Annotated in this window: 28 protein-coding genes and 2 tRNA genes; 22 read left to right on the top strand and 8 right to left on the bottom strand. The window is 69.8% G+C overall.

Features of this window, described 5'->3' with window-relative positions; all coding sequences use genetic code 11:
- The first annotated feature begins 12 nt into the window (after positions 1-12).
- The 15 genes from moaA to rpsB all read left to right on the top strand — a co-directional run bounded on the left by moaA (position 13) and on the right by rpsB (position 8,630).
- Positions 13-999 (top strand): GTP 3',8-cyclase MoaA, encoded by a 987-nt coding sequence (moaA, locus tag IEX84_RS08370; RefSeq protein ID WP_188871784.1) that lies wholly within the window; start codon positions 13-15, stop codon positions 997-999.
- 136 nt (positions 1,000-1,135) lie between these two features.
- Positions 1,136-2,446 carry an APC family permease gene (locus IEX84_RS08365; protein ID WP_188871782.1) on the top strand — a complete coding sequence of 437 codons (1,311 nt, stop codon included), beginning with the start codon at positions 1,136-1,138 and terminating at the stop codon, positions 2,444-2,446.
- A 119-nt stretch (positions 2,447-2,565) separates the two neighbouring features.
- A tRNA-Ser gene (locus IEX84_RS08360) sits at positions 2,566-2,649 on the top strand.
- Positions 2,650-2,669: 20 nt separating this feature from the next.
- Positions 2,670-3,185 (top strand): 30S ribosomal protein S13, encoded by a 516-nt coding sequence (locus tag IEX84_RS08355; protein WP_188871781.1) that lies wholly within the window; start codon positions 2,670-2,672, stop codon positions 3,183-3,185.
- Entirely contained in the window at positions 3,185-3,703 is a 519-nt protein-coding gene (locus IEX84_RS08350) for a 30S ribosomal protein S4 (protein ID WP_188871779.1), read from the top strand. Before IEX84_RS08355 ends, IEX84_RS08350 begins: the two co-directional genes overlap by 1 nt.
- A 4-nt stretch (positions 3,704-3,707) precedes the next feature.
- On the top strand, positions 3,708-4,100 hold the full coding sequence (locus IEX84_RS08345; protein WP_188871777.1) for a 30S ribosomal protein S11: 393 nt from the start codon (positions 3,708-3,710) through the stop codon (positions 4,098-4,100).
- Positions 4,101-4,109: 9 nt separating this feature from the next.
- Positions 4,110-4,856, top strand: a complete 747-nt coding sequence (locus IEX84_RS08340; protein ID WP_188871775.1) for a DNA-directed RNA polymerase subunit D — start codon at positions 4,110-4,112, stop codon at positions 4,854-4,856.
- A 144-nt stretch (positions 4,857-5,000) separates the two neighbouring features.
- Positions 5,001-5,085 (top strand) — tRNA-Leu (locus tag IEX84_RS08335).
- Positions 5,086-5,121: 36 nt separating this feature from the next.
- Positions 5,122-5,475: a 50S ribosomal protein L18e gene (locus IEX84_RS08330; RefSeq protein ID WP_188871773.1), complete on the top strand. Its 354-nt coding sequence runs from the start codon at positions 5,122-5,124 to the stop codon at positions 5,473-5,475.
- The gene (locus tag IEX84_RS08325; protein ID WP_188871771.1) at positions 5,472-5,909 is read left to right on the top strand and encodes a 50S ribosomal protein L13; all 438 of its coding nucleotides are present in this window, start codon (positions 5,472-5,474) and stop codon (positions 5,907-5,909) included. Before IEX84_RS08330 ends, IEX84_RS08325 begins: the two co-directional genes overlap by 4 nt.
- On the top strand, positions 5,903-6,301 hold the full coding sequence (locus IEX84_RS08320) for a 30S ribosomal protein S9 (protein ID WP_188871769.1): 399 nt from the start codon (positions 5,903-5,905) through the stop codon (positions 6,299-6,301). Before IEX84_RS08325 ends, IEX84_RS08320 begins: the two co-directional genes overlap by 7 nt.
- A 10-nt stretch (positions 6,302-6,311) precedes the next feature.
- Positions 6,312-6,512 carry a DNA-directed RNA polymerase subunit N gene (locus tag IEX84_RS08315; RefSeq protein WP_188871767.1) on the top strand — a complete coding sequence of 67 codons (201 nt, stop codon included), beginning with the start codon at positions 6,312-6,314 and terminating at the stop codon, positions 6,510-6,512.
- Complete coding sequence (locus IEX84_RS08310) at positions 6,512-6,682, top strand: DNA-directed RNA polymerase subunit K (protein WP_188871765.1); 171 nt, start codon at positions 6,512-6,514, stop codon at positions 6,680-6,682. Before IEX84_RS08315 ends, IEX84_RS08310 begins: the two co-directional genes overlap by 1 nt.
- The gene (gene eno / locus IEX84_RS08305; RefSeq protein ID WP_188871763.1) at positions 6,682-7,881 is read left to right on the top strand and encodes a phosphopyruvate hydratase; all 1,200 of its coding nucleotides are present in this window, start codon (positions 6,682-6,684) and stop codon (positions 7,879-7,881) included. Before IEX84_RS08310 ends, eno begins: the two co-directional genes overlap by 1 nt.
- Positions 7,878-8,630: a 30S ribosomal protein S2 gene (gene rpsB / locus IEX84_RS08300; protein WP_188871761.1), complete on the top strand. Its 753-nt coding sequence runs from the start codon at positions 7,878-7,880 to the stop codon at positions 8,628-8,630. The genes eno and rpsB overlap by 4 nt, the downstream gene beginning before the upstream one ends.
- A gap of 128 nt (positions 8,631-8,758) precedes the next feature.
- On the opposite strand, the gene IEX84_RS08295 is transcribed toward rpsB, so the two are convergent.
- On the bottom strand, positions 8,759-9,571 hold the full coding sequence (locus IEX84_RS08295) for a VOC family protein (RefSeq protein ID WP_188871759.1): 813 nt from the start codon (positions 9,569-9,571) through the stop codon (positions 8,759-8,761).
- Between the two features lie 87 nt (positions 9,572-9,658).
- Here IEX84_RS08295 and mvk point away from each other — a divergent pair, with 87 nt between their 5' ends.
- A complete protein-coding gene (gene mvk, locus IEX84_RS08290; protein ID WP_188871757.1) occupies positions 9,659-10,642 on the top strand; it encodes a mevalonate kinase in 984 nt (327 codons plus the stop codon).
- Positions 10,639-11,373, top strand: a complete 735-nt coding sequence (locus tag IEX84_RS08285; RefSeq protein WP_188871755.1) for an isopentenyl phosphate kinase — start codon at positions 10,639-10,641, stop codon at positions 11,371-11,373. The genes mvk and IEX84_RS08285 overlap by 4 nt, the downstream gene beginning before the upstream one ends.
- Before the next feature lie 6 nt (positions 11,374-11,379).
- On the opposite strand, the gene IEX84_RS08280 is transcribed toward IEX84_RS08285, so the two are convergent.
- Positions 11,380-12,339, bottom strand: a complete 960-nt coding sequence (locus tag IEX84_RS08280; protein ID WP_188871753.1) for an AEC family transporter — start codon at positions 12,337-12,339, stop codon at positions 11,380-11,382.
- A 530-nt stretch (positions 12,340-12,869) separates the two neighbouring features.
- On the opposite strand from IEX84_RS08280, the gene IEX84_RS08275 reads away from it, so the two are divergent.
- The 4 genes from IEX84_RS08275 (at position 12,870) to IEX84_RS08260 (ending at position 17,513) form a co-directional block, all read left to right on the top strand.
- Positions 12,870-14,678: an SLC13 family permease gene (locus IEX84_RS08275; RefSeq protein ID WP_188871751.1), complete on the top strand. Its 1,809-nt coding sequence runs from the start codon at positions 12,870-12,872 to the stop codon at positions 14,676-14,678.
- Positions 14,679-14,785: 107 nt separating this feature from the next.
- The gene (locus IEX84_RS08270) at positions 14,786-16,105 is read left to right on the top strand and encodes an MBL fold metallo-hydrolase (RefSeq protein ID WP_188871748.1); all 1,320 of its coding nucleotides are present in this window, start codon (positions 14,786-14,788) and stop codon (positions 16,103-16,105) included.
- The gene (gene idsA3 / locus IEX84_RS08265) at positions 16,105-17,151 is read left to right on the top strand and encodes a geranylfarnesyl diphosphate synthase (RefSeq protein WP_188871746.1); all 1,047 of its coding nucleotides are present in this window, start codon (positions 16,105-16,107) and stop codon (positions 17,149-17,151) included. Before IEX84_RS08270 ends, idsA3 begins: the two co-directional genes overlap by 1 nt.
- 119 nt (positions 17,152-17,270) lie before the next feature.
- Complete coding sequence (locus tag IEX84_RS08260; RefSeq protein WP_188871744.1) at positions 17,271-17,513, top strand: hypothetical protein; 243 nt, start codon at positions 17,271-17,273, stop codon at positions 17,511-17,513.
- Positions 17,514-17,621: 108 nt separating this feature from the next.
- Here the strand turns inward: IEX84_RS08260 and IEX84_RS08255 are convergent, their stop codons facing one another.
- From IEX84_RS08255 to IEX84_RS08240, 4 genes are all read right to left on the bottom strand, one after another.
- The gene (locus IEX84_RS08255; protein WP_188871742.1) at positions 17,622-18,116 is read right to left on the bottom strand and encodes a metal-sulfur cluster assembly factor; all 495 of its coding nucleotides are present in this window, start codon (positions 18,114-18,116) and stop codon (positions 17,622-17,624) included.
- Positions 18,113-19,186, bottom strand: coding sequence for an amidohydrolase family protein (locus IEX84_RS08250; protein ID WP_188871740.1), 1,074 nt, complete (start codon positions 19,184-19,186; stop codon positions 18,113-18,115). Before IEX84_RS08250 ends, IEX84_RS08255 begins: the two co-directional genes overlap by 4 nt.
- Before the next feature lie 77 nt (positions 19,187-19,263).
- Positions 19,264-19,707: a universal stress protein gene (locus tag IEX84_RS08245; RefSeq protein WP_188871738.1), complete on the bottom strand. Its 444-nt coding sequence runs from the start codon at positions 19,705-19,707 to the stop codon at positions 19,264-19,266.
- Between the two features lie 79 nt (positions 19,708-19,786).
- Positions 19,787-20,638 carry an aldo/keto reductase gene (locus IEX84_RS08240; protein ID WP_188871736.1) on the bottom strand — a complete coding sequence of 284 codons (852 nt, stop codon included), beginning with the start codon at positions 20,636-20,638 and terminating at the stop codon, positions 19,787-19,789.
- Positions 20,639-20,833: 195 nt separating this feature from the next.
- Here IEX84_RS08240 and IEX84_RS08235 point away from each other — a divergent pair, with 195 nt between their 5' ends.
- Positions 20,834-22,591, top strand: coding sequence for a glutamate--tRNA ligase (locus tag IEX84_RS08235; protein ID WP_188871734.1), 1,758 nt, complete (start codon positions 20,834-20,836; stop codon positions 22,589-22,591).
- 23 nt (positions 22,592-22,614) lie between these two features.
- On the opposite strand, the gene IEX84_RS08230 is transcribed toward IEX84_RS08235, so the two are convergent.
- Positions 22,615-23,088, bottom strand: coding sequence for a DUF456 family protein (locus IEX84_RS08230; RefSeq protein ID WP_229732343.1), 474 nt, complete (start codon positions 23,086-23,088; stop codon positions 22,615-22,617).
- A 3-nt stretch (positions 23,089-23,091) separates the two neighbouring features.
- The gene (gene tmcA / locus IEX84_RS08225) at positions 23,092-25,458 is read right to left on the bottom strand and encodes a tRNA(Met) cytidine acetyltransferase TmcA (RefSeq protein WP_188871732.1); all 2,367 of its coding nucleotides are present in this window, start codon (positions 25,456-25,458) and stop codon (positions 23,092-23,094) included.
- Positions 25,459-25,522 lie beyond the last annotated feature (64 nt).

Raw genomic sequence — 25,522 nt, 5'->3', positions numbered from 1 at the left:
CCATATCTCCGCATGCTCGAGGACGGGTTCGGCCGCGAGGTGACGGGGGTGCGCGTCTCGCTGACGGACCGCTGTAACTTCGACTGCGTCTACTGCCACAACGAGGGGCTCGGCGACACCCGCGGTCCGATGGACCCCCAAGAGGGCGAGATGAGCGCGGACGACGTCGTCCGCTTCCTCGACGTCGTCGAGGGATTCGGCGTCGACTCCGTGAAGTTCACGGGCGGCGAACCGATGCTCCGCGACGACCTCGAGGAAATCGTCGCGCGTACGCCCGACTCGATGGAGGTCTCGCTCACCACGAACGGTACCTTCCTCCCCGAGCGCGCCGAGGGCCTCGTCGAGGCCGGCGTGAGTCGCGTGAACGTCTCGCAGGACGCCCTCGACGAGGACGCGTTCCGCGAGGTCACCCAGTCCGGCGCGTACGGGCAGGTCATCGAGGGCGTGAAGGCCGCCGTCGAGGCCGGTCTCGACCCCGTGAAGCTCAACATGGTCCTCTTCCAGGAGACGAAGGGGTACGTCCCGGAGATGGTCGACTACGTCGCCGCGAACGACGGCCTCCGCCTCCAGCTCATCGAGTTCATGCCCGAACTCGTCGGGAAGCCCGAGTGGGCGGTCGACATCGACGCCGTCCACGACTGGCTCGCCGGGAGAGCCGACCGCGTGGAGACGCGGGAGATGCACGACCGCAAGCGCTACTGGGTCGATGGCGGGATGGTCGAAATCGTCGACCCCGTCGGGAACGAGGAGTTCTGCGCGAACTGCCACCGCGTGCGCGTGACACACGAGGGGTACCTGAAGGGGTGTCTCAACCGGAACGACGACCTGCGCTCGATGGGTGAGATGACGCGGGGCGAAATCGCGACGACGTTCCGCGAGACCGTCCGAAACCGCGTCCCCTACTACGGCGAGTACATGGTCGATGACGGCGAGGGCGGCTGGAAAGTGAACGAGGAGTACCTCGACCGACCCGCGGACGCTCCGCCCGCGGACGACTGAGGGCGCCGCCCGTTTCCCGCCCGACGACCGAGAGCACCGTTCGTCGTTCGCCCGACACCGCGCTCGCCGGTTGACCCCGCCGCGCATCCCACGTGCGACCCCTGCTTCTAACACGCGTCCGCCCGCGTGTCCGAGTATGGGTGAGAGGATCGGGTTCGCCGAGTCCGTATCGCTCGCCGTCGGCGGGATGGTCGGCGGCGGGATATTCGCCGTCCTCGGCGTCGTCGCGGCGAACGCGCGCTCGGCCGCGTGGCTCGCGTTCGTCGCGTCGGGCGCGCTCGCGCTCTGTGCCGGCTACTCCTTCGTTCGGATGATTCACGAGAGCGACGACGACCTCGCCGGCCCCGTCGACCACGTCGCGGAGTTCACCGGTGAGCGGTGGCTCGCCGGCGTTGTGGGGTGGGTGTTCACGTTCGGCTACGTCGGTACGATGGCGATGTACGCCTACGCCTTCGGGAGCTACGGGCTCCAGCTCGTCGGCGTCGAGACCGTCCTCGGCGTGCCCGCGCGGCCGCTCGTCTCCGCGCTCGGTGTCGCCGCCTTCGTCGGGCTGAACGTCGTCGGCGCGCGGGCCTCGGGGCGCGCGGAGGACGCGCTCGTCGCCGCGAAGGTCGGTATCCTCCTCGTCGTCGGCGTCGCCGGTGTCTACTACGGCTACACGCAGGGGACGCTCGACAGCGGCCTCCACCACGTCGGCGGCGGCGTCGTCTCCGCGGCCGCCCTCTCCTTCGTCGCCTTCGAGGGGTGGGAGCTCCTCACCTTCGACCTCGACAGCATCGAGAACCCCGAGGAGACGGTTCGGAAGGCGATCTACGCGAGCATCGTCTTCACGACGCTGCTCTACGTGCTCGTCGCGGTCGTGACGACGAACCTCCTCTCCCCGGCGACGATCACCGCCCACGCCGAGACCGCGCTTGCGTACGCCGCGGAACCGGTCTTTCAGGAGGCCGGCTTCGTCCTCGTCGCCGTCGCCGCCGTGCTCTCCACGGCCTCCGCGCTGAACGCGACGCTGTTCTCCGCCGCCCACCTCAGCCAGCAGGTCGCGGACGCCGCGCACAACGTCCCCGGGGCCGGCGACGACGAGCCCGTGACGTCGTCGGTCGGACAGGGCAGAACGAGCGCGGACGACGGGTCGGAGTCGCCCGTGCGCGCGCTGCTCGTCCTCGGGACGCTCACCGCCATCCTCACCGTCTACGGGAGCCTCGACTCGATCACGAGCTTCGCCTCCGGGGCGTTCATCAGCATCTTCGGCGTAATCTCGGCCGTCGCGTACACGCGACGCGACTCGCTCGTGAGCGCCGTCGTCCCGGCCGTCGGCGCGCTCGGCTCCCTCGTGGCGGTGCTCGCGCTCTTCTGGCACCTCCACCGGAGCGACCCGGACGTGCTCGCCACCGTGGCGACCATCTGGGCGGTCGTCCTCGCCGTCTACTGGCTCCCCCGTCGGTGAGTCGCACGCCTCGGGCGTTTCGTGATAGTTAAGTAGGGTCGGCGGTTCGGTAGGGATGCAGTCACTGTAGGGACGCCGTGTCCCGAGTCCGCGGAGGGCGACAGTAAACCACCGAGCGGGTCGTGGTAGCCTAGCCTGGTCAAGGCGCAGGGTTGCTAACTCTGTGGCTCACCGCCTCCGGGGTTCAAATCCCCGCCACGACGCCTCTCCACACGAGACAATCATGAGCGAAGAACAACAAGAGGAGCCGGACGAGGAGGAGGACATCCGATACTTCGTCCGGATCGGGCAGACGGACCTCGACGGCACCAAGACCGTCGAGCGTGCCCTCTCCGAGATGGACGGCATCGGCCGCCGGGTCTCCCGCGTGGTCGCCGCCAACGCCGACGTGGACCGAACAGCCACGCTCGGCCGTCTCGACGACGAGCCAATCGAGCGCATCGTCGAGGCCGTGGAGAACTTCGCCGACGAAGCTCCAGAATGGCTGGCGAACCGCCGGAACGACTTCTACACCGGCGAGACTGAACACATCACGGGCAACGACGTCTCCCTCACCCGGAATCAGGACGTCAACCGGATGCGGATGATCCGGTCCTACAAGGGCGTGCGCCACGAGCGCGGACAGAAGGTCCGCGGTCAGCGCACGAAGTCCACCGGGCGTACCGAGGGCACCATCGGTGTCAACGTCGAGGCCCTGCAAGAAGAGATGGAAGAAGAGGCCGAGGGGGAGGGTGAATAATGGCGCTTCCCGGTGAGAACACCAAGTTCTACGAGACGCCGAACCACCCCTACCAGGGCGAGCGGATCGCCGAGGAGTCCGACCTCCTCAGCCGCTACGGCCTGAAGAACAAACAGGAGCTCTGGCGAGCGCAGTCCGAACTGCGCTCCTACCGCCGCGAGGCCCGCGAACTCCTCGGTCGCGTGACCGAGGAGGGCGACGAGGGCGAGGAGTTCGTCGCCCGCCTCCGGCGCTACGGGATTCTCGGTGACTCCGACGAGCTGGACGCGGTCCTCTCGCTCGACGTCACCGACGTCCTCGAACGCCGCCTCCAGACGGTCGCCTACCGCAAGGGGCTGGCGAACACGCCGCAGCAGGCGCGGCAGTTCGTCACCCACGGCCACGTCACCGTCGGCGAGAGCCGCGTGACCGCGCCGTCCCGGAAGGTCGCCGTCGCCGAGGAGGACGACGTCGCGTTCGACGAGACGAGCCCGCTCGACGACGAGCTCCACCCGGCTCGCGCCGACAACCAGGAGTAATCCAATGGCAGAGAACGAAGCCGACGACAAGTGGGGCATCGCACACGTGCACGCCTCGTTCAACAACACGCTGCTCACCGTCACCGACGAGACGGGCGCCGAGACGCTGGCCAAGTCCAGCGGCGGTGCCGTGGTGAAGCAGAACCGCGACGAGGCCTCGCCGTACGCCGCGATGCAGATGGCCGAACAGCTCGCCGAAGACCTCAAAGAACAGGGTATCGAGGGCGTGCACGTTCGCGTGCGCGGCCCCGGTGGCAACCTCCAGCGCAGCCCGGGTCCGGGCGCGCAGGCCACGATTCGAGCGCTCGCACGCGCGGGCCTCGAAATCGGTCGCATCGAGGACGTCACCCCGATCCCCCACGACGGGACCCGCCCGCCGAAGAACAGCGGCTACTAACCACACCACATGGCTACGGACTTCGACGTCGAATTCATCGAAGACACGGAGCGCGAGGCGCGCTTCCTCGTCAGAGGGATCACGCCCGCGTTCGCCAACGGCATCCGCCGGGCCATCCTCGCGGACGTCCCGACGCTCTCCATCGACACGGTTCGGTTCGTGGAGAACTCGAGCGTCCTGTTCGACGAGGTGCTCGCCCTCCGCATGGGGCTCGTCCCGCTGACGACCCCCGAGGGCGAGTTCGACGAGGACGACACCGTCACCCTGGCCATCGACGTGGAGGGACCGGCCACCGCGTACAGCGGCGATCTGGTCTCGCCGGACCCGCAGGTCGAACCCGCCGACGAGAACATTCCCCTCATCGAGCTGAAGGACGGACAGCGTCTGGAGGCCGAGGCCGAAGCGAAACTCGGCCGGGGACGCGATCACGCGAAGTTCCAGGGCGGTGTGGCCGTCGGCTACCGGCACCTCCAGCACGTCGAGGTCGGTGACGACGCCTCGGAGTACGGTGAAGACGAAGCGCAGATAGTGCGTGGCGTCATCGAGGACGGCGACGAGCTCGTCGCCACCTCGGAGTTCGGCCACGACCTCACGAACCGGTATCCGGGGAAGGAGGTCACGGTCGAGGACGTCCCGAACGCCTTCGTCTTCCACGTCGAGTCCGACGGGTCGATGCCCGTCGACGAACTGGTCCTCCGTGCCGTGGACACGCTGTCCACGCGCGCGGACGAACTACGCGAGAAGGTCAGTCTGTAAGACGACACATGTCCCGCCACCCCACCACCGGCGCTCGCCCGACGCCCGTAGCGACGGGTGCGCGCCGGTGGGGGATCGAAAGTCCCTTTACGGGGCGGCGGGAACAATGTGTCGTCGGTAAGACCGCGCCTTCTCAGTGGGCGTGCAGGGATAGCCAAGTTTGGCCAAAGGCGCAGCGTTCAGGGCGCTGTCTCGTAGGAGTTCGCAGGTTCAAATCCTGCTCCCTGCACTCCACACCCCTATACTCTCATCAGGAGCCAGAAGCATGAGCAAGACGAGCCCGAGACTCAGTAGTCTCATCGCCCAACTCAAATCCGTCGCCCGCGATTCGGGTGCGGACGTTTGGCATGACGTCGCAGACCGGCTGGAGAAGCCGCGCTCGACGCACGCTGAGGTGAATCTGAGTCGCATCGAACGGTACGCGAACGAGGACGAGACGGTCGTCGTCCCCGGCAAGGTGCTCGGTTCGGGCGCCCTCCGGAAGTCCGTGACCGTCGCCGCGGTGGACTTTTCGTCCAGCGCGGAGACGAAGATCGAGCACGCGGACGGCGACGTCGTCCAACTAGCACAGGCAGTCGAACAGAACCCCGAAGGGTCCGACGTCCGGGTGATCCGATGAGCGCCGCAGAATTCGACGCGGACGTCGTCGTCGACGCCCGCGACTGTATCATGGGTCGCGTCGCATCGAACGTCGCGGAACTCGCGCTCGACGGCCAGACGGTGGCCGTCGTCAACGCGGAGGACGCGGTCATCACGGGGAACGAGGAGGACGTCCTCGGGACGTACCGCAAGCGCGCCGAGCTTGGCTCGGACAGCGGGCCGTACTACCCGAAGCGTCCGGACCGCATCTTCAAGCGCGCCGTGCGCGGGATGCTCCCGTACAAGACGGACCGCGGCCGCGAGGCGTTCGAGAACGTCCGCCTCTACGTCGGAAACCAGTTCGACGAGGACGGCGAGGTGCTTGAGGGCACCTCGCTCGACCGCCTCTCGAACATCAAGTTCGTCTCCCTCGGCGAAATCTCCGAGGAACTGGGTGCTAACAAGACATGGTAACCAACACGAGCGGCAAGAAGAAGACGGCCGTCGCCCGCGCGACGGTCACCGAAGGCGAGGGTCGCGTGCGAATCAACTCGACGCCCGTCGAACTCGTCGACCCCGAGATGTCGCGTCTCAAGATGCTGGAGCCGTTCCGCATCGCGGGCGCGGACATCCGCGACGAGATCGACGTCGACGTCAGCGTGAGCGGCGGCGGCTACGCCGGTCAGGCGGACGCCGTCCGCACCGCCATCGCGCGCGGCATCGTCGAGTTCCGCAACGACGCCGAGCTCCGCGACGCGTTCATGGAGTTCGACCGTCAGCTCCTCGTCAACGACGCGCGGCGCAAGGAGCCGAAGAAGTGGGGCGGGCCCGGTGCGCGGGCGCGCTACCAGAAGTCCTACCGCTGAGGGATACATCATGATGGTACCAGTCCGGTGTTTCACGTGCGGCACCGTCATCGGTGAACACTGGGAGGAGTTCAAGGCGCGCGCGGCGAACAAGGAGGGCGACGAGGACCCCGCGGAGGTCCTCGACGACCTCGGCCTCGACAGACACTGCTGTCGGCGGATGTTCGTCTCGCACCAGGACCTCGTCGACGTGGTCTCCCCCTACCAGTAATGCCCGACTTCAACCGCTACGAGAAAGCACGCATCATCGGGGCGCGAGCGCTCCAGGTCTCCTACGGCGCGCCGGTCCTGGTCGACACCGACCAGACGGAGCCGATCCTGATCGCCGCCGAGGAGTACGACGCTGACGTGCTCCCGTTCACCGTCCGGAGGGAACAGTAATGACACGCATCGAAACGGTTCGCCTGCGCGCGGTCCTCGACTCGCGCGGCAACAAGACCGTGGAGGCCGACGTGCTCACCGAGTCGGGCGGCTTCGGCCGCGCGGCCGCGCCCTCCGGGGCGTCCACTGGCGAGTACGAGGCCATCGAGCTGCCGGTCAACGAAGCCATCGCGGCGGCCCGCGAGCACGCGGTGCCGCGTCTCGAAGGGCGCGTCTACGCCGGCGACCAGCGCGAGGTGGACGACACCCTGCGCGCGGCGGACGGTACCGAGGACTTCTCGGAGATCGGCGCGAACTCCGCGGTCGCCATCAGCATGGCGGCGGCGAAGGCCGCGGCGGACGTCCTCGGCGCGCCGCTCTACCAGCACCTCGGCGGTGCTTTCCGGGGCGGCAACTTCCCGATTCCCCTCGGGAACGTCGTCGGCGGTGGCGAGCACGCCCAGGAGGCCACGGCGATTCAGGAGTTCCTCTCCGCACCCGTCGGCGCGCCGAGCGTGAAGGACGCCGTCTTCGCGAACGCGCAGGTTCACGGCGAGATCGGCTCGCTGCTGGAGGAGCGCGGGACGCCCGCGGCGAAGGGCGACGAAGGCGCGTGGGCCCCCTCGATCTCGGACGCGGAAGCGTTCGAGCTCGTCGAGGAGGCCGTCGAGACGGTGTCGGACGACGTCGGCTTCGAGATCAAGTTCGGTCTCGACATGGCGGCGGCCGAGACCTTCGAGGACGGCGAGTACGTCTACGGTGACGAGGTCCGCTCCACCGAGGAGCAGATCGACTACGTCGCCGGACTGGTCGACGAGTACGACCTCGCGTACGTCGAGGACCCGCTCGACGAGGACGCCTACGAGGCGTTCGCGGAACTCACCGAGCGCGTCGGCTCGCAGACGCTGATCTGCGGCGACGACCTGTTCGTCACGAACGTCGAGCGCCTCGAAGCGGGGATCGACGTCGACGCGGCGAACAGCATCCTCATCAAGCCGAACCAGATCGGCACCCTCAGCGACGCCTTCGACGCCATCGAACTCGCCACCCGGAACGGCTACGAGACGGTCGTCAGCCACCGGAGCGGTGAGACTGAGGACGCGACCATCGCACACCTCGCCGTCGCGACCGACGCCCCGTTCATCAAGACGGGCACGGTCGGGGGCGAGCGCACTGCCAAGCTGAACGAACTCATCCGCATCGCGGACGAGGCACTATGAGCGAGCACGAAGACAGCGAGGCCGAACTCGAGGACGCCCCCGAGGCGGACGCGGAGTCCGAGGCGACCGACGTCGACGTCGACGTCGAGGCGGACGCCGCCGACGACGCCGACGCCACGGAGGCCCCCGAGCCGGCCGCAGGGACGGAAGACGTAATGCCAGACGAGGACGCCGACCTCCTCATCCCGGTCGAGGATTACCTCGCCGCGGGTGTCCACATCGGCACACAGCAGAAGACGCAGGACATGGAGCGCTTCATCCACCGCGTGCGGACGGATGGCCTCTACGTCCTCGACGTCTCGCGCACGGACGAGCGCATCCGCACGGCCGCGGAGTTCCTCGCCAACTACGACCCCGAGCAGGTCCTCGTGACCTCCTCGCGTCAGTACGGTCGCTTCCCCGCGGAGAAGTTCGCGGACGCGGTCGGTGCGCGCGCCCGGACGGGTCGCTTCATCCCGGGGACGCTGACGAACCCGCAGTACGACGGCTACATCGAGCCGGACGTGCTGGTCGTCACGGACCCCATCGGCGACAGCCAGGCCGTCAAGGAGGCGATTACGGTCGGTATCCCCGTGATCGCGATGTGCGACTCGAACAACTCCACGAGCAACGTCGACCTCGTCGTTCCGACGAACAACAAGGGTCGACGCGCGCTCTCGGTCGTCTACTGGCTGCTCGCGAACGAGGTTCTCGACAAGCGCGGCGCGGAGCCGTCCTACAGTCTCGAGGACTTCGAGAGCGAGATTTAAGCCGACGACTCTTCCTTTCGACGCTCACGGGTCCGGGCCGGGAGTGGCGACGCCGTCGTCTGTGTGCCCCTGGTCGTCGTGTCAGTGCAGGTGTGTCGTATCAGTACCGGTGTCTTCGGTGAGCGCCGTCAGCGCTCGACGACGCCGAGTCGGGTGTCGAAGCCGTCGACGAAGCGGACGCGCTTGCCGAAGAGGGTGCGGCCGCCGTGGAGCGGGTGGTGTGCGGCGGCGTCGGAGACGTCGCCGGTGAGGAGGACGGTGGCCGGACACGCGCCGAAGCGCTCGACGCGTTCGCGGACCGGCCCCTCGTCCGGTTCGCAGAGGACGACGTCCTGTCCGGGGAAGGCGGCGAGCGCGCCGAACGTACCGTCGTGGTCGCGCTCGGGTGCGGGGAGCCGATAGAGGTCGGTGAAGCGCGCGACGGCGTCGTCGAGGTCGTCGACGGCGAGGACGACGCGACCGACGCCGGAGAGCGGCGAGCCGTAGAGGGCGCTATCGGGGACGCGGTACTCGCGGGGCGTCCGGTCGGAGACGACGAAGGGGAGCGGGGAGTCGGGGCCGCCGAGGAAGCCGACGTCCCACTCGGCGACGCCGCGGTCGGTCTCGCGGCGCTCGCGGAGGGGGCCCCGAACGGTGACGTCGTGGCTGATCGCGCGCTGGAGTTCGCTGTGGACGCTGCCGGCGTCGACGCCCCACGCGCAGGGGCCGGCGTCGGCGGCGGTGAAGTCGGGCCAGTGACCGTCGTCGGCGTTGGTGTCGGTGTTGGTGGGCGCGAGGAGTTCGAGCGCGGAGCCGTCCGGGAGGACGATCATCGCGCTCTCCGTCCCGGTCGCGGTGCGTTCGCCGCCGTACTGTGGGGCGAAGCCGGCGTTCTCGAAGCGCTCGACGAGCGCGTCGAGGTCGGGGCCGGCGAACGGGACGTGGTCGATGACGGGGCGCATACCGCCGTTTGGCCGGCGGCGGGCATAGGTGGCGTGGCCGGCGTCGAAGCGAAAGGGTACTTAGGCCCGGCCGCCGCGTGTTCGGGTATGCCGACGAGTTCGAGCGCCCCGGGGAAGGTGTACCTCTTCGGGGAGCACGCGGTCGTCTACGGCGAACCCGCGGTGCCCTGTGCGATAGAGCGCCGCGCGACGGTGACGGTCGCGGAGCGCGGCGACGACCGACAGCGGGTGAGCGCGGCGGACCTCACGCTCGACGGGTTCACCGTGGAGTACGGGGCGGGCGACGACGCGCCGGACGTGGACGTGCCGACGCCGCTCGTCGAGGCCGCGATGGGATACGTGGACGAGGCGATGGCGACGGCGCGCGACGCGGCCGACCGGCCGGACGCCGGCCTCGACGTCACGATAGAGAGCGACATCCCGCTCGGCGCGGGGCTCGGCTCCTCCGCGGCGGTCGTCGTCGCCGCCATCGATGCGGCGGCGCGCGAACTCGGCGTCGACCTCGCACCGGAGGCCGTCGCCGAGCGCGCCTACGAGGTGGAGAAGGCGGTGCAGAGCGGCGAGGCCTCGCGGGCGGACACGTTCTGCTCGGCGATGGGTGGGGCGGTCCGCGTCGAGGGGTCGGACTGCCGGACGCTGGCGACGCCGGACCTCCCGTTCGTCGTGGGGTACGACGGGACGAGCCACGACACGGGCGAGCTCGTCGCGGGCGTGCGCGCGCTCCGCGAGGAGTACGACTTCGCGCGCGACACCGTCTCCTCCATCGGCGACCTCGTCCGTCGGGGCGAGGACGCGCTCCGCGAGGGCGACGTCGCGGAGCTCGGGCGTCTGATGGACGTGAACCACGGCCTGCTGGCGGCGCTCGGCGTCTCCGCGCGCTCGCTCGACGAGATGGTGTGGGCGGCCCGCGAGGGCGGTGCGGCGGGCGCGAAGCTGACCGGGGCGGGCGGCGGCGGCTGTATCGTCGCGCTCGACGACGGGACGGGCGCGGAGACCGCGCTCTCGCTCACGCCGGCGTGCGACGAGTCGTTCCGCGCCGAACTCGCAACCGAGGGGGTGCGCGCCGAATGACCGTCGTCCTGAAACTCGGCGGGAGCGTCGTCACGGAGAAGGACGCGACGGACACCGTCGACGGGCCCGCGCTCGCGGACGCCGCGGACGCGATTGCCGCGTCGGGCGCCGACGACCTCGTCCTCGTCCACGGTGGCGGGTCGTTCGGCCACCCGCACGCGGCCGCCCACGACGTCTCGCGGACGGACGGAACGCGTGAGGCGACGGCGGTCCGGGAGATACACGGCGCGATGCGAGAGTTGAACGACGTGGTCTGTGACGCGCTCTGCGAGCGCGGCGTGCCCGCGGTCCCACACCACCCGCACTCGGCGGGCCACCGGAACGCGGACGGCACCCTCTCGCTTCCGACGGACACCGTCGCGACGAAACGCGACGAGGGGTTCGTCCCGGTGCTCCACGGCGACGTCGTGACGCACGCGGATGCGGGCGCGACGATTCTGAGCGGCGACGAACTCGTCGTCGCGCTCGCGGCCGGCCTCGACGCCGAGCGCGTCGGCGTCTGCTCGACCGTCGACGGCGTCCTCGACGACGCGGGAACGGTCATCCCCGACATCGAGAACTACGCGGACGTCGAGCGCTACCTCGGCGGGAGCGACGACACGGACGTCACGGGCGGGATGGCGGCGAAGGTCCGCGCGCTCCTCGGCCTCCGCGCGCCCGCCTCCGTCTTCGGGCCGGACGCGCTCGGCGACTTCCTCGACGGCGGGACGCCGGGGACGCTGGTCCGGTAGGGGCCGTCAGAAGAGGTAGCCGCCTCTGATGGCGGCGACGAGGCCGGTGAGGACGACGACGCTCGCGACCGTCGTGACGAAGATGACGGTGCTCATGTACTCGGCGGTGTCGACGGCGTCGTCGGCGCTCGCGCTCCGGTAGGCGATGACGAGCGCGAGCGGCGTGACGGCGGCGGGCGTCGCGCATTCGAGGACGAAGACGTTGGCGACGGCCGGGTTCGTGAAGCCGACGGCGAGCGCGATGAGGCCCCCGACGAGCGGCGCGACGCCGAGTTTGAGCGCGGCGGGGAGCGCGGTCGGGCGGAGGTGGCCGAGGTCGACGTCGGCGAGTTGGATGCCGACGACGGTGAGCATGAGCGGGACGGACGCGGCGCCGACGCTATCCACGGTCGTCATGACCGTGCCGTCGACGGGCGGGACGACACTGAGGAGGCGGACGAGCGCCGCGGCGGCGACGGCGTAGACGAGCGGGAGGCGAAAGACCTCGCGGAGGGCGCTCGTCACGCCGGCCGCGTCACCCTCGCGGGCGGAGACGACGTAGACGCCGAGGGTGTAGAGGACGACGCTCTGTACGGTGAGGAAGACGGTGGCCGTCGTCCGTCCGAGGTCGCCGAAGACGAAGCCCGTGAGCGGGATGCCGACGAAGCCCGAGTTTGGGAAGGCGCTGGCGAGCACGATACCGGAGAGCAGCGTCTCGGGGACGTCGAGGACCCGGCCGGCGACGTACGCGAGCGCCATGAGCGCGAGGAGGTAGGCGACGACGGCGACGACGAGCGAGGCGACCGCGTCCCCGCCGAGGGTCGTCGTGGCGATGCCGTGGAAGACGAGCGCGGGGAGGAAGAAGTTGAGCGCGACGGTGTTGAGCGGGCCGACGGCGACGTCGGTGGTGCGCCCGATGGCGTAGCCGACGGCGGCGATGGCGACGATGGGCAGGATAGCCGACGTGAACGCGCCGAGGAGGCTCACTGGCGTCTCACGTCCGTTCGGGTGGCGGGTCGGTCCTGAGGAGAGAGGGGCACGCCCATCTGTACCAGACGCCGAGGCAAAGGCCCTTCCGGCCCGGGACGTCGCCACCCGAACGCCGTGGCGATTCGCGGTGCGCTGGACGCGCCCCCTCTCACGGCGGTCGTCCCCATGCTCGTTTCCACCTCACGAGAGTCCGAGACTGGGCGAAGAGGGACGGTGTCGAGGACGTGGCCCGCTGCCGGAACGTCTACGCGACGAACCCGGGGAGTGAGAGTCGACGGCACGGGGCGGACGGGCGAGCGAGTATCGCCGTTCTCGCCCGTGTCCTCTCACGCGTGGCAGTCTGTCTACCGTACCGCTCGTCGGGGGCTCGCCAGTGCGATAGTCCAGTGGTTGAGTTCGGTCGTTCGGGCGGGCCCGTCGCGTTCGATACTAGCCCTTTTCCCTCGTCGCTGCGATAACTACGTATGTCTTTCTTCGCCGTTCCGTTGGCACTTCTGGGGTTGGAATCCACCCCACTTACGGCGGATATGCTCGTCGTGTTCGCGCTCATTCTCCTCGCGCTCACGTTGTTCGCCACCGAATGGCTCCCAATCGACGTCACCGCGATCCTCGTGATGGTCCTCCTGATACTCTTGGAGCCGTGGACGCGTATCACGGCGCAGGAGGGGATCGCCGGGTTCGCCAGCCCCGCGACGATCACCGTTTTGGCGATGCTGATCCTGAGTACGGGAATCAACCGAACCGGTATCGTTCAGATGCTCGGATCGAAGATGGCCGCGTTCGCCGGGACGGATCGCCGCAAACAGCTCGCCGCGACGGTTGGCATCACCGGTCCGGTCTCGGGGTTCATCAACAACACGCCGGTCGTCGCTATCCTCGTGCCCGTCATCACCGACCTCGCGCACAACGGAAAGACGTCGCCGTCGAAACTCCTCATCCCGCTGTCGTTCGCGTCGATGCTCGGTGGAACGCTGACGGTCGTCGGGACGTCGACGAACATCCTCGCAAGCGACATCGCCGCTCAACTCGGCGCGGAGTCACCTGGCCTCGGTCTGCACGCGTTCGGGATGTTCGAGTTCACCAAGCTCGGCGTCGTCGTGTTCGCGGTCGGTGCGCTCTACCTCATGACGGTTGGCGTCCGCCTACTCCCGGAGCGCGTACCGGCGGAGGAGGACCTCGTCGAAGAGTACGCCCTCCAAGAGTTTCTCGCTGACGTCGTCGTCTCCCCGAACTCGACGCTAGCCGGAAAGACCGTCGAGGAGGCGTTCCAAGACGACACCTTCGACGTCGACGTGCTTCAGCTCATTCGACACGGGGAGCAATTCGACGAGCCGCTCGCCCGCAAGGAGATTCAAGAGGGCGACACGCTCCGCTTGCGGACGAATCGGGACACGCTCGAACGCCTCATGGACGCCGAGGGCCTCACGTTCCTCGGCGGCCCGCAGGCCGACGACGACCTCAAGTCGAGCGAGGAGGAGCCGGTACTCGTCGAAGTGGTCATCCCCTCGGGATCGTTTCTCGTCGGGGAGACCCTCGCCAGCTCGACGTTCCGACAGCGCTACTCCGCGAACGTCCTCGCCTTCCGGACGCGCGGGGACGTCATTCGCGACCGGTTCGAAGACATCCGTATTCGAGTCGGCGACACGTTCCTCGTACAGGCACCGCCGGACAGCCTCTCACGGCTCGTGCAGAACGAAGACTTCATCGTTGCCCACGAGTTCGACGACGTCACCTATCGGAAGGAGAAGATTCCGCACGCGGTCGGCATCGTCGGCGGCGTCGTCGCCCTCCCGGCGCTGGGCGTCCTCCCAATCGTTGCGTCGGCGCTGGCCGGCGTGGTTGCGATGATTCTCACCGGCGTCCTCAAACCGAACGAGCTCTACTCGTCCGTCGAGTGGAACGTTATCTTCCTCCTCGCTGGTGTGATCCCGCTCGGCACCGCCCTCCAGCAGACGGGCGCGGCGGCCGTCCTCGGCGACACGGTCGCCACGACGGCGACGGTCCTCCCGGCCATCGGCGTCCTCTGGGTGTTCTACATCGCGACGGGGCTGTTGACGAGCGTGATCTCGAACAATGCGAGCGTCGTGTTGATGATTCCCGTCGCCGCCAGCGCCGCCCAGTCGATCGGGGCGAGCGCGTTCGCGTTCGTCCTCGCGGTCACGTTCGCGGCCTCGACGGCGTTCATGACGCCCGTCGGCTACCAGACGAACCTCTTCGTCTACGGCCCCGGCGGCTACCGTTTCTCCGATTTCCTCCGCGTCGGCGCGCCGCTCCAACTCCTCCTCTCCGTCGTGACCGTGCTCGGAATCGCGTTCTTCTGGGGTGTCCGGCCGTGATGTCGCCGGCGACGGGCGGCGTGCCCCGCGACCCCGGCGTTTTTGTCGCGGCAGCCCCTACGCACGGCCGGTAGCGAGACGCTCGCGCCGGACGAGGGGGTGACCGAATGGACATCGAAATCGCGACGGTCGGCGGGTACGAGGAGGTCGGACGGAACATGACGGCGGTCCGCGCCGGCGACGACGTCGTCGTCTTCGACATGGGACTCGACCTCGCGCCGGTCGTCCGCGAGGGCATCGACGTGGAACACGCGGACCGACGCGAACTGATCGACGCCGGCGCGATTCCGGACGACGGCGTCGTCGCCGACCTCGACGGCGAGGTGTGCGCGGTCGTCTTCTCGCACGGCCACCTCGACCACGTCGGCGCGGCGGGCGTCCTCGCGGCGCGCTACGACGCCCCGCTTGTCGCGTCGCCGTTCACGATGGAGGTCCTGAAGGGCGAACTCGACCCCGGATACGACGGCGACCTCGTGACGATGGCCGCCGGCGAGAAAACGACGCTCGGTGACGGCCTCGAATTGGAGTTCGTCCACGTCACGCACTCGACGGTCGGCGCGGTGAACCCCGTCCTCCACACCCCCGAGGGCGCGATTGTCTACGGCCTCGACAAGCGCCTCGACCACGACCCGGTGCTCGAACCCCCGGTCGACATGGAGCGGTTCGCCGAACTCGGCGAGGCGGGCGTCCTCGCGTACGTCGAGGACTGCACGAACGCGGGTCGATCGGGACGCACGCCCGGCGAGGCCGTCGCCCGCGCTCGCGTCCGAGACGTCCTCGGGAGCGTCGCCGACGCCGACGGCGTCATCGTCGCCTCGACGTTCGCCAGCCACGTCGCACGCCTCTCGACGCTCGTCGCGTGCGCCCGCGCCATCGGCCGCGAGCCGCTCCTCCTCGGACGCTCGATGGTGACGTACGCGCGGACGGCCGCGCACTTCGACTATCCGGGCTTCGACGACGTCGCGGCGCACGGCACGCGCGTCGGCATCGAGCGCGCCCTCCGCCGCGTCCGAACCGAGGGCCGCGACTCCTTTCTCCTCGTGACCACGGGCCACCAGGGCGAACCGAACGCCGTCCTCCCGCGGCTCGCGCGCGGCGACGGCGCGTTCGCGCTCGGGGCGGACGACGTCGTCGTCTTCGCCGCCGGCGTGATACCCGACCCCGTCAACCGCCGCCAGCGGGCGACGCTCGACCGGCGCTTGGCTCGCCACGGCGTCGCGGTCCACGAGGACGTTCACGTCTCCGGCCACCTCAGCGACGCCGGGCACCGTCGGATGCGACGCACGCTCGAACCCCGTACCCTTATCCCTGCCCACCAGTCAGTAGGAGGTATCGAACGGTACGTCGCGCTCGCCGAAGCAGACGGCTACGAGCGCGGCGACGACGTGCACGTCGCCCGAAACGGAACCATCATCCAACTCACGTAATGAACCAGAACACGCGCGAAGACACGGTGCTGTCCGCCATCGAGGACCGACGCGAACGCGTCAACGACGCAATCGACGAGGAACTCCCCATGGCCGAACCCGAACGGCTCTACGAGGCCTCCCGCTACCTCCTGGAGGCCGGCGGCAAGCGCCTCCGCCCGACCGTCTCCCTGCTCGTCGCGGAGGCGCTCGCCGACGTCGAACCGCTGAGCGAGCCCTACGACGCCTTCCCGGCCCTCGACGGGTCGACCGTCGACGTCATGGCCGCCGCCGTCTCCATCGAGGTCATCCAGTCGTTCACCCTCATCCACGACGACATCATGGACGACGACGACCTCCGCCGCGGCGTCCCGTCCGTCCACCGCGAGTACGACCAGGAGACCGCCATCCTCGCCGGCGACACCCTCTACTCGAAGGCCTTCGAGATAATGCTCCGGACCGAGGCCGACCCGAGCGCGAGCCTCGACGCCATGGACTGCCTCGCGCGCACCTGCACGCGCATCTGCGAGGGCCAATCCCTCGACGTCGACTTCGAGACGCGCCCGGACGTCGACACCGACGAGTACCTCGACATGGTCGAGCGCAAGACCGCCGTCCTCTACGGGGCGGCCGCCAGCGTCCCCGCCATCGTCGTCGGCGCGGACGACGACGTCGTCGACGCCCTCTATCGGTACGGCGTCAAGGCCGGGAAGGCCTTCCAGATTCAGGACGACGTCCTCGACCTCACCGTCCCCTCCGAGCAGCTCGGCAAACAGCGCGGGAGCGACCTCGTCGAGAACAAACGCACCATCATCACCGTCCACGCCCGCGACCACGGCGTCGACGTCGACGCCCTCGTGGACGCCGACGACCCCGCGAACGTCGCCGAGGCCGACATCGACGCCGCCGTCGCCGAACTGGAGGACGCCGGCAGCATCGACTACGCCCGCGACCTCGCCGCGGACCTCACCGAGGAGGCGAAGGCCGAACTCGACGTCCTCCCGGACAACGAGGCGCGCTATCTCCTCCGCGAGATAGCGGACTACCTCATCGAACGCGGCTACTGAACGGTCGTTTGCCGCACGTGAGCGGCAGTCTCGGTGGCCGTCGCCGGGCGACGGCGCGACGACCGCGCGTGCGCCCTGACCACCGAAGCACTCTTTGCGTTCGTCATCACCCGACACGTATGGGCCCGTGGTTCCGGCTGTACGCGAAACGCTACACCGACCACTACGCGGTCCTCGGGCTCGCCGGCGTCGCGGCGACCGTCGCACTCGCCGAGCCGGGCGTCCACGTCGTCGCCGTCGGCCCGCTCCGGGTGGACGCGTTCTACAGCTCCCTCGTCTGCTTCGGACTGCTGTTCGTCCTCTCGGCGACTGATCGGTACGACCCGGCGGACTACGGGCTCGACTCGGAGTCCGACGAGTGACCCCGTCGCGGGCGACTCGGGGGATCGTGGCGCGGCGATCACCCGACGGGACGCGCCGGCGGAACACTTGCAACGGTGGGGTGTGCCGCCGTCGCGCTCGATCCGGGGCTAGTCGCTCGCGGATTCCCCGCTCGCGGACTCCGCGCTCGCGTCGCCGTCGGCGAGCTCCTCCCGATAGCGCTCCTCGTAGCCGTCGAGGACTTCCTGGCGTTTGGCTTGCGCCGCCTCGCTCATGTAGTCCTCGCTCCACTCCATCCCGTCGTCGGTGTCGAGGTCGGCGCTCTCGACGGCGTCGAGCTCCGTGAGGCGGTGCTCGACCTGGTCGATGAAGTAGCCGACCATGTGGCACATCGGGGTGGTGAGGCGCATCTCGACGTGCGCGTGGTCGGCGTCGTCGACCTCGACGTCCTTCACGAGCCCCATCTCGACGATGTTCAGGTTCGAGCCGGTGGCGGCGCTGCAGGGGTCGGCGACGTCGCGGAGGGCGTCGCGGGCGCGCTCCTCGACGGACGCGGGCTCGGTCTCGGAATCGGCCGCCGCGTCGGCGTCGGCGACGTCGCCGTCGGCCGCGTCGGTATCGCTCGCGTCGGTGGTCGTGCTCATTCCACCACCTCGAAGTCGGTCGTCGACCAGGGCTCCTCGGCCATCTCGACGTCGCTGTACTGGTCGCCCTCGATGCCGGCCTCGAGTTCGTCGAGGTCGAAGCCGTGGGCCTCGGCGAAGTTCTCGCCGAGTATCTTGCGCTTGTCCTCCTCGGTGATCTCGAAGGGGCCGCTGAAGCTCTCCATCTCCGGGAAGTCGTAGTTCCAGAAGCGCTCCAAGAGGAGCTGCGGGTGGAAGTGGGGCGCGCCGGTCCCCCAGATTATCTTGTCGACGGCCTGCTTCCCGCCGGCGTAGAGGAGCTGCTGGAGCGAGTCGACGAAGGACGTCGGCGTCGTCACGAGCTCGGTGAGCGTGAGTTCGAGGTTGACGTAGACGTTCGGGTGGCGCGCGATCTGCCAGCCGGTCTCCTCGGCGAAGGTCAGCCCGCCGTGGACGATCTCGAAGGTGAGCTCGGGGAAGCTGTTGGCGGCCTCCTCGACGTCGCCGACCTTGTAGGACTCCATGGGCGCGGTGGCGAAGGGGAAGGCCTTGTGGACGGCGACGACGTCGAGGCCGAGGTCGACGGCGTGCTGCCAGAGCGGGAAGGCGTCCTCCGGGTCGTTCATCTTGAACTCGTGGTGGGTGCCGTCGCGCTCCCAGTAGGAGGGGTAGACCTTCACGCCGTGGGGGTCGAAGGCCTCGACCTGCCGCGTGAGGTCGGCCAGCGGGTCGTCGAGGCCGACGGCGTCGATGCTGGCGAACGCGGCCGTCCGCGTGGGGTTGCGCTCGAAGAACGCGCGGGCCTTCGCCTCGTCCGTGAGGCCGTCCTCGAAGACGCTTATCGACTGGGGGTGCATGACGGCGAAGTCCGTCTGGCTCTCGCGGAAGACGGCGTTCTCCGTGTTCTCGACGGGCCAGTCGCCGAGAAAGTCCTCGCGGGTGCGCTGGTAGCCGTCCGGCATCTTCGCCTCCAGGGCCGCGCCGACGTTGGCGACCTGCTCCGCGTAGCGCGGGACGCGGTAGTTCTCCTCCGTCTGGTTGTACGCGTGGGTGACGGCGTCCACCACGAACACGTCGTCGAGTGTTGCCATACCGTAGGGAGCGATACCTACACTGGTAATACTTATGTTTGATAGAGTATAGTTAGGGCGAGAATCGCCGGAGGGCGCTACTCCGCGAGGACGCTGACGACCGGGTGGTCGGCGCTGAGGATGACGGACTGGGTGACGCTCCCGAAGAGCGCCTTGCCGGTCGGCGAGCGCTTCCGGCCGCCGACGACGATGTAGCGCGGGTCGACGGCCGCGGCGTCGTCGAGGATTTCCTGCATCGGGTCGCCGATCCGCCCGGCGGGCGTGACGTTCGCCGGGACGTCGCCGAGCGCCATCTCGACGAGCTGTTCGGCGATGTCCTCCGCGCGCTCGATCTCGATGGAGAAGGAGGTATCGCTGAACTGATCTATCGAGCGCACGGACTCGAAGTGCGCTTCGGCCTCGTCCTCCGGGATGACGTGGAGCACCCGGAGGTCGTCGTCGTAGGCCTCCGCGAGGTCGAGGCCGGTCTCGATTATCGCTTCCTGGTCGTGTTTCTCACCGACTGCGGCGAGGATTACCATACCCTCACGATTAACAACCCAGTTAAAATAGCTTCCGCCCCGCCGCGGGCGTCGCGGGCGTCGCGGCGGGCGTGTGGGTCTACGCGACGTCGAGCGTCGCCAGGTCGTCGTCGGTGAGCGAGAGTTCGCTCGCGGCGACGTTCTGTTCGAGGTGGCTGATGCTGGACGTCCCGGGAATCGGGAGGGTGACGTCGCTGTGTTCGAGGAGCCACGCGAGTGCGACCTGGTAGACGCTCGCGTCGTGGCGCGCCGCGACGGTCTCGACGGCGTCGCGGGCCTCGTCGTCGAAGCCGCCCGCGCCGACCGGGAAGTACGGGATGAAGCCGATGTCGTACTCCTCGCAGGCCTCGAGGACGTCCTCGTGCTCGCGGTTCCCGAGGTTGTACTCGTTTTGGACCGTGGCGACGTCGACGTGGTCGAGCGCGAGTTCGAGCTGCTCGACGGAGACGTTCGAGACACCGACGTGGTCGACGAGGCCGTCGTCCTGTAGCTCCGCGAAGGCCTGAATCGACGCCTCGTACTCCGTGTCCGGGTCGGGCCGGTGGAACTGGTAGAGGTCGATGGAGTCGACGCCGAGGCGGTCGATGCTCGTCAGGACCTGGTTCTTGATGTAGTCGGGGTCGCCGTGGGCGAGCCACTCACCCTCGCGGTTGCGGAGGAGGCCGGCCTTCGTGGCGACGACGAGGTCGTCGCGGGTCGCGTCGAGCGTCTCGCCGATCAGGCGCTCGGAGACCGCGGGGCCGTAGGAGTCCGCGGTGTCGATGAAGTCGACGCCGAGTTCGTCCGCGCGGCGGAGCACGTCGCGGGCGTTCGGCTCGCTCTCGGGGCGGCCGATGACGTCCTCGCCGGTGATTCGCATCGCGCCGAAACCGAGGCGGCGGACGGTGTACTCGCCGCCGATGTCGAACGTATCGCTCTCGTTCGTGACCATACGCGTCGTTCGCCGTCGAGCACGTAAGGCGCTGTGGAGGCGGCGGGCAGTGCGGGAACCGCCCCCGGCTTCCGCTCTGGTCCTCGCGCCGTCCACGTCGTGTGTCGCGTCGGTGTCCCGAATGCTGGCCGTGCTGGTGCCGTCGGGCGACGCGAACCCAAACGAATTTCCTCGTACCCCCGCTATCGGCGCCTAATGGACGAGGACCTCCGTGAGCGTATCCGACGGGAGGCCGAGACGAACGCGCTGTTCAACGCGCTGAAACACGACAGCGACGCGCAGGTGGGCGCGATTCTCGGCCCGCTGATGGGCGCGAACCCCGAGTTCCGCGAGCACGGCGACGAGGTGTCGGGCGTCGTCGCGCCCGTCGTGAACGAGGTGAACGCCCTCGACGAGGCCGAGAAACGCGCGCGCCTCGAAGAGCTCGCCCCGGAGCGCCTCAAAGAGCTCGACGCCGAGGACGAGGGCGAGGAGCACCCACTGCCCGACCTCCCGAACGCGGAGGAGTACGACGAGGTCCGGATGCGGTGTGCGCCGAACCCGAACGGCCCGTGGCACCTCGGACACGCGCGGATGCCCGCGGTCATCGGGACGTACAAGGAGCGCTACGACGGCTGGATGCTCGTCCGCTTCGACGACACCGACCCCGAGACGAAGCGCCCCGACCTCGACGCCTACGACGACATCCTCGCGGACATCGACTACCTCGGCTTCGAGCCCGACGAGGTCGTCACCGCCTCGGACCGGATGGAGACCTACTACGAGCACGCCCGCGAACTCATCGGGCTCGGCGGGGCGTACACGTGTAGCTGTTCGGGCGAGTCGTTCTCCGAGTTGAAGAACGCCGGGGAGGCCTGCCCGCACCGCGAGAAGAACCCCGGCGTCGTCCGCGACGAGTTCGAGGCGATGATCGACGGCGAGTACGAGTCGGGCGAGATGGTCCTCCGCGTCAAGACGGACATCGAGCACAAGAACCCCGCGCTGCGCGACTTCGTCGCCTTCCGGATGGTCGATACGCCCCACCCGCGCGAGGAAGCGAGCGACTACCGCTGCTGGCCGATGCTCGACTTCCAGTCCGGCATCGACGACCACCTGCTGGGAATCACGCACATCATCCGCGGGATCGACCTGCAGGACTCCGCGAAGCGACAGGCGTTCGTCTACGACTACTTCGGCTGGGAGTACCCCGAAGTGGTCCACTGGGGCCACGTGCAGGTCGACGCCTACGACGTGAAGATGAGCACCTCGACGATCAAGCAGAAGATCGAGGCGGGCGAACTCGACGGCTGGGACGACCCGCGCGCCCCCACGCTCAAGAGCGTCCGCCGCCGCGGCATCCGCGGGCAGGCCATCGTGGACGCGATGGTCGAACTCGGGACCTCCACCTCGGACGTCGACCTCGCCATGTCCTCCATCTACGCGAACAACCGCGATTTGATCGACGAGGAGACGCCGCGCGCGTTCCTCGTGCGCAACGGCTTCGCGCCGCGCGCCGACGACGCGGACGCCGACTACGCGGCGACCGAACTCCCGGTCGCGGGCGGCCCGGACGCCGCCCACCCGCCCGTCCACCCGAACCACGAGGAGCGCGGCGAGCGCGACATCCCGGTCGGCGACGCCGTCCTCGTCGAGACCGCGGACCTCCCCGACGCCGGCGAGCGCGTCTGGCTCAAGGGGTACGGGCCCGTCCGCTACGACGGCGACAGTCTCACCTACACCGACGACGACATCGACGTCGTCCGCGAGGAGGGCGTCGACGTGATCCACTGGGTGCCCGCCGAGGGGAGCGTCCCGGTTCGTCTCCGCCGGACGGACGGCGACGTCTACGGCTACGCCGAGCCCGGCTACGCCGACTACGAGCCCGACGACCTCGTGCAGTTCGTCCGCGTCGGCTTCGCGCGCTACGACCGCGCCGACGAGGACGAGACGGTCGCGTACTACGCCCACCAGTAGCGCGGCGCGCTTCTCCTCCGCGCTCAGAGGAACTCGACCACCAGCACCGCGGCGAGCACGATGCCCGTGCAGCCCAACTGGACGGCCGCGGAGGCGAGCACGCCGACCGTCGCCGCGGCCGCGCTCCGGAGGCTCGCCTCGGCGTCGCCGAGACGGCGGTATTCGAGCGCGAGAACGGTGACGGCCACACCCACGAGCACGCCGACCGGCCCGCCGAGCGGGAGACAGAGCAGGCCGACGACGGCGGCGACGAGCGTCGTCCGGACGGACGCGCCGCCCGCGCTCGCCCCGATTGCGCCGCCGAACCAGTCGACGGCGAGCGCGACGAGACAGCAGAGGACGAGGCCGGCGAGGACGAACGCCCCGGGCTCGCCCGTCTGCCAGCGGTAGAGCCCGAGGCCCGCGAGCGAGACGAGGCCGCCCGGGAGGAGCGGGAGGACGCTGGCGACCATCCCGACCCCGAGCAGGGCGGCGGCGAGGGCGGTGAGCGCGTCCACGGGTCACTCGCCCCGGTGGCGCGCGCGCTCCGCCGCGGCCGCCTCGCCGCCCCACGCCTCGCAGAGGGGTTTCAGGGCGTCGCCGAACGCCCGCATCGCCTGTCCGGCCGAGTGATAGCCGAGCTCGTCGGCGACGGCGTCCCACGAGTGACACTGGAGGAGTTTGCGGACGAGGAGGCGCTCGCGGCGTTCTCTCTCGGTTTCGGGGTCGCCCTCGACGGCGTCGGCGTCCGAGAGGAGGCCGGGCGCGTCGTCGCGGACGAGTGCGCAGACGGCGAGGCGGCGGAAGGGCTCGGGGTCGACGCTGTACATCGCGGAGCCGTAGGCGGAGCCGGCGACGACGCGCCACGCGTCGTCGGAGAGGTCGGGTGCGGGCGTCGCGTCGCAGGCGGCGAGCGCGGCGCGCGCCACGTCCGGGTCGCAGTCGTCGAGGGCGTCGGCGAGGACGCCGGCGATCCGGTCGGCGAACCACGACTCGTGGCGGTCGGCGAGCGCCCCGCCGGCGTCGCTCAGGGGGTCGAGCATGAGCGCCGAGTACTCGCCGCTCGCGTCGTTGCGCGTCGTCGAGAGGTGGACGGTCGAGAAGCCGTTGCGCGCCCAGAAGGAGAGGAGGGCGGGCGTCGCGCCGTAGCCGACGCCGAGCCAGTCTCGACACCCGAACTCCGCGCGGACGCCGTCGAGGAGCGCGGAGCCGAGGCCGCGCGAGCGGGCGGCGTGGTGGGTGGCGATGCGGACGACGCGCGTCCCGACCGGGTCGGCCGCGTCCGGGTCGCGCAACTGGCTCGTGAGGACGTCCGGGAGCATGTTGCCCTTCACGCGCTCGCCGGTGTACATCGCGTCGCGCGTCTCTTCGTCGAGGCCGCCCTCGCGCGCGAGGAGGGCGACGGCGACGACGTGGCCGTCGCGGCGGAGCGCGCGGGCGTCGAGGTTCGGCGCGTCGAGGAGGCGGGCGAGGTCGTCGGGTTCGGTGCGGTAGTGGGCGGCGACGAGGAGGCCGAACGCCTCGCGGAGCAGGGTCTCGTCGGCGGCGAGCGCGTCACCGTCGAGGGCGTCGTAGGTGCAGGTCTCGGGGTCGGCGTCAGCGACGAGCGGCTCGACGGGCGGTCGGGCGTCGAGCAGGAGCGCGCGGAAGGCCCAGACCTCGACGGGGTCGCCCGCGGCGTAGCGGATCGGCTCGTCGAGGCGGACGTCGGTCACGTCGCGGTCGGTGTCGGCGAGCACGTCGCGGAAGCGGACGTCGAAACCGCGGCCTGCACCCTCGTAGCCGTGGACGGTCGTCGTGAACGCGACGGCGTCGGCGTCGAGATAGCGTTCGAGGAGCCGAACGGGGAGCGCCGCGGCCTCGTCGACGAGGAGGGCGTCGCAGTCGTCGAGTTCGTCGGCGGCCGCCGGGGGTTTCGCGTAGCGTATCGTTCCCCCAGTCGGGAGGTCGAGTCGCGTCGTCTCGGGGCGCTCGAAGGCGACGCCGAGCGCGTCGAACAGCTCGCTCGCGCGGGCGTAGAGGTCGCGGACGCCGCGGAACGACGGCGCGGTGACGAGGACGTCCCGGCCCTCGACGGCGAGGCTCCCCGCGGCGAGGCCGGCCGCGCTCGTCTTCCCGCGGCCCCGGTCGGCCTCGCAGACGACGGCGCTCCCGGCGTCGAAAAGCGTCTCGAAGGCACCGAGGGCCTCGACTTGGTCGGTGGTGAGACAGGCCGCGTAGGCCTCGCGGGGGAAGGCGCGCTCGTCGGGGACTACCGGGTCGGGGGCGGGGAGGCGCGGCGCGGGGTGTGTCAGGCCGTCGTCGACGACGGTCACGCCGGCATCGCCCTCGCCGTCCTCCACGCCGTCAAGCGCCACGATGCCGACGCCGCGGTGCGCCCGGAGCGTCCTGACGAGGCGCGCGCGGAAGCGCCCCGACACGTCCCCGACGTCGAAGGGCGGGACGGCCATGCCGTCGTCGAAGCGGTCGCGGCGCGCCGGCCAGTCGTCGAGCGCGGGTGTCACGAGGACGAGGAGGCCGCCGCCGTCGACCGCGCCGGTGATTCGCCCGAGCGCGTTCGGCCGGCACTCGTCGCGGGCGTCGTAGACGACGGCCTCGCGCGTCGTCCCGAGGAGGTCGCCCGTGTCGCGGGGTTCGACGCGCTCGCAGCGGAGGCCGTCGCGGTGGCCGACGAGCGTCGTCTCGGCGCGTTCGACTCCGGCGGCGTCGAGCGCGTCGGCGGCGGCGGCGAGCCCGCGGTCGGTCGCGTCGTCGTCCGTCCCGGCGGCGTCGAGGGCGTCGGCCGGTTCCCGTCCGTCGTCCGTCTCGTCGGCGAGGACGAGGAGGCGGCGCTCGTTCGTCTCGCGGGCCTCCGCGCGGAGCGCGGCGGCGGTCTCTCCGACGGCCATCTACCGCGTCGTTCGCTCCCGATGCCGAAGGGCGTTACCGTTCCGTGCGGCCGCCCCCGGCCCC

The sequence above is a fragment of the Halarchaeum rubridurum genome (assembly GCF_014647115.1).
GTDB classification, from domain to species: Archaea; Halobacteriota; Halobacteria; order Halobacteriales; family Halobacteriaceae; genus Halarchaeum; species Halarchaeum rubridurum.
The sequence above is the reverse complement of the archived record's forward strand: the minus strand, read 5'-3'. Positions and strand labels throughout refer to the sequence as shown.

Coding starts and splice junctions, on each gene's coding strand:
- moaA (WP_188871784.1), top strand. CDS start 13: ATGCTCGAGGACGGGTTCGGCCGCGAGGTGACGGGGGTGCGCGTCTCG.
- IEX84_RS08365 (WP_188871782.1), top strand. CDS start 1,136: ATGGGTGAGAGGATCGGGTTCGCCGAGTCCGTATCGCTCGCCGTCGGC.
- IEX84_RS08355 (WP_188871781.1), top strand. CDS start 2,670: ATGAGCGAAGAACAACAAGAGGAGCCGGACGAGGAGGAGGACATCCGA.
- IEX84_RS08350 (WP_188871779.1), top strand. CDS start 3,185: ATGGCGCTTCCCGGTGAGAACACCAAGTTCTACGAGACGCCGAACCAC.
- IEX84_RS08345 (WP_188871777.1), top strand. CDS start 3,708: ATGGCAGAGAACGAAGCCGACGACAAGTGGGGCATCGCACACGTGCAC.
- IEX84_RS08340 (WP_188871775.1), top strand. CDS start 4,110: ATGGCTACGGACTTCGACGTCGAATTCATCGAAGACACGGAGCGCGAG.
- IEX84_RS08330 (WP_188871773.1), top strand. CDS start 5,122: ATGAGCAAGACGAGCCCGAGACTCAGTAGTCTCATCGCCCAACTCAAA.
- IEX84_RS08325 (WP_188871771.1), top strand. CDS start 5,472: ATGAGCGCCGCAGAATTCGACGCGGACGTCGTCGTCGACGCCCGCGAC.
- IEX84_RS08320 (WP_188871769.1), top strand. CDS start 5,903: ATGGTAACCAACACGAGCGGCAAGAAGAAGACGGCCGTCGCCCGCGCG.
- IEX84_RS08315 (WP_188871767.1), top strand. CDS start 6,312: ATGATGGTACCAGTCCGGTGTTTCACGTGCGGCACCGTCATCGGTGAA.
- IEX84_RS08310 (WP_188871765.1), top strand. CDS start 6,512: ATGCCCGACTTCAACCGCTACGAGAAAGCACGCATCATCGGGGCGCGA.
- eno (WP_188871763.1), top strand. CDS start 6,682: ATGACACGCATCGAAACGGTTCGCCTGCGCGCGGTCCTCGACTCGCGC.
- rpsB (WP_188871761.1), top strand. CDS start 7,878: ATGAGCGAGCACGAAGACAGCGAGGCCGAACTCGAGGACGCCCCCGAG.
- IEX84_RS08295 (WP_188871759.1), bottom strand. CDS start 9,571: ATGCGCCCCGTCATCGACCACGTCCCGTTCGCCGGCCCCGACCTCGAC.
- mvk (WP_188871757.1), top strand. CDS start 9,659: ATGCCGACGAGTTCGAGCGCCCCGGGGAAGGTGTACCTCTTCGGGGAG.
- IEX84_RS08285 (WP_188871755.1), top strand. CDS start 10,639: ATGACCGTCGTCCTGAAACTCGGCGGGAGCGTCGTCACGGAGAAGGAC.
- IEX84_RS08275 (WP_188871751.1), top strand. CDS start 12,870: ATGCTCGTCGTGTTCGCGCTCATTCTCCTCGCGCTCACGTTGTTCGCC.
- IEX84_RS08270 (WP_188871748.1), top strand. CDS start 14,786: ATGGACATCGAAATCGCGACGGTCGGCGGGTACGAGGAGGTCGGACGG.
- idsA3 (WP_188871746.1), top strand. CDS start 16,105: ATGAACCAGAACACGCGCGAAGACACGGTGCTGTCCGCCATCGAGGAC.
- IEX84_RS08260 (WP_188871744.1), top strand. CDS start 17,271: ATGGGCCCGTGGTTCCGGCTGTACGCGAAACGCTACACCGACCACTAC.
- IEX84_RS08255 (WP_188871742.1), bottom strand. CDS start 18,116: ATGAGCACGACCACCGACGCGAGCGATACCGACGCGGCCGACGGCGAC.
- IEX84_RS08250 (WP_188871740.1), bottom strand. CDS start 19,186: ATGGCAACACTCGACGACGTGTTCGTGGTGGACGCCGTCACCCACGCG.
- IEX84_RS08245 (WP_188871738.1), bottom strand. CDS start 19,707: ATGGTAATCCTCGCCGCAGTCGGTGAGAAACACGACCAGGAAGCGATA.
- IEX84_RS08240 (WP_188871736.1), bottom strand. CDS start 20,638: ATGGTCACGAACGAGAGCGATACGTTCGACATCGGCGGCGAGTACACC.
- IEX84_RS08235 (WP_188871734.1), top strand. CDS start 20,834: ATGGACGAGGACCTCCGTGAGCGTATCCGACGGGAGGCCGAGACGAAC.
- tmcA (WP_188871732.1), bottom strand. CDS start 25,458: ATGGCCGTCGGAGAGACCGCCGCCGCGCTCCGCGCGGAGGCCCGCGAG.